Source organism: Moorena sp. SIO1F2 (genome assembly GCF_010672755.1).
Taxonomy (GTDB): Bacteria; Cyanobacteriota; Cyanobacteriia; order Cyanobacteriales; family Coleofasciculaceae; genus Moorena.
In genome coordinates this window covers 1-1738 of sequence record NZ_JAAHFV010000634.1, presented here as the reverse complement: position 1 = coordinate 1738, position 1738 = coordinate 1, and the positions used below count along the sequence as shown (strand labels likewise).

2 protein-coding genes are annotated in these 1738 nt (G+C 43.3%); both read left to right on the top strand.

The features are described from left to right. The first annotated feature begins 240 nt into the window (after nt 1-240). The gene (locus tag F6J94_RS33610) at nt 241-885 is read left to right on the top strand and encodes a DUF3365 domain-containing protein (RefSeq protein ID WP_293048237.1); all 645 of its coding nucleotides are present in this window, start codon (nt 241-243) and stop codon (nt 883-885) included. 255 nt (nt 886-1140) lie between these two features. Next, the coding region (locus F6J94_RS33605) for a hypothetical protein (RefSeq protein ID WP_293048235.1) at nt 1141-1738 on the top strand (598 nt) is incomplete at its 3' end.

Sequence of the window (1738 nt, the reverse complement as noted above, 5' to 3'; positions counted from 1 at the left end):
AGAAACGGTCGAGTAACGCTGAAGAGTAGTTAAAGCTACTAATTAACGCTACTAATTAACGCTACTAGTAGTTAAAGCTACTAACTAAAGCTACTAATTAACGCTACTAATTAACGCTACTAGTAGTAAAAGCTACTAGTTAACGCTACTAGCTAACGCTAATCATTAAATTAGCGCTAGTCATAGCCATGTTATAGCTACGTCATAGTAATTAAATAGAACGAGAGGAAACACGAAATCATGGCAATCAATACATTGCTACATCGCATGAAAACCAAAGCTGTAGGCTTAATTGCCTTAGGTTTAGCGATTTGCGTCACTGTTGTAGCTTGTGGCGGCGGTTCCAGTCAGCAAGCTGGAGGTGTTGCTCCAGAATTAGTTGTGGATTATATCCATACCGTGCTGTTAGCAGACCGCACCGCTTACACCAAGCACGTCATTAACCGCTTGAAGAAATTAGAAGGCAAAGACAAGCCAAAGGGAGTAGTTGATGCTGAAGCCACTGAAGGTTGGCAACAAACTGGTGGTATTCCGCTACCAGCTCAGATGTTCCGTCTAGGAGCAGAGATTGCTGCTGACAACGGAGAGTTTACCTACGGCTTAATTTCCCCTTGGAATATCAACGATAACCAAGCGCCAAAATCTGAATTTGAAAAGAAAGCGATGGCAGAAGTGGTTGAAACCGGTGAGCCTTACAAAGACTATCAAGAAATTGCCGGTACAACCTATTATTCTGCCGTCTACCCTGATAAAGCTGTCGCTGAAGCCTGTATCACTTGCCACAACACCCATCCTGTACACAAAGAGCGCTATCCCGACAAAGTCTTTGAGATGGGCGAAGTCATGGGTGGCATCATCATTAATCTGCCTCTAAAAGGCACCTAATTTTTAGGGTAAATGTGTGAGCTATCAGCTATCAGCTATCAGCTATCAGCTATCAGCTATCAGCTATCAGCTATCAGCTATTAGCTATCAGCTATCAGCTATCAGCTTATGCCCTACGCCCACGCTACGCGAACAGCTATCAGCTATCAGGCATGACTGACTGCTGACTGCTGACTGCTGACTGCTGACTGCTGACTGCTGACTGCTGACTGCTGACTGCTGAAAAAATAGGTTTAACCGAAAAGCCACTATGTTATGAAGCCCAAATTTTCTACCTTAATCATCCTCACCTTCATCTGTGTGGTAATTCTGACTCCCTTTGCCCTCAGTCCCCTTTATCTACCGATGCTGCGGGACAATTATTTTAAATGGTATCAGCTTTTACAAGGGGAACTTTATAAGCAAATTACCGGCTATCTATCCCTAGCCTTTGTATTGTTTGAGATGGTACTAACGGCTAGAAAGCGTAGTAGTGGCTGGATGATTAAGTTTACTATTCCTGGTTCCATACAGCTGTGGCGGAGTTTACATATCTTTTTGGGAGTCGCCCTTTTAGGGACAACATTAATTCATACCATTGGCGCGACGGGTAAGAATTTTAATTCTATATTCCTGTGGGTATTTTTTGGTGTAATCCTATCGGCTCTAGTAGGTGTTGTGGCGGAAACCGGGGTGCTAGAATCTCCTAGAAAATATTTTGGTTGGGTGCCAGCAAAGGATGGCATTGGCAGTATTCTACCGGGTATATCTAAAGGCCCCCTAATTCGTAATCTACGCTCTATCTGGCTATCCACCCATATATTCCTAGTCAGTGTATTCTTTGTGATGCTAGTATTTCACATATTTCTGGTCA

Coding starts and splice junctions, on each gene's coding strand:
- F6J94_RS33610 (WP_293048237.1), top strand. CDS start 241: ATGGCAATCAATACATTGCTACATCGCATGAAAACCAAAGCTGTAGGC.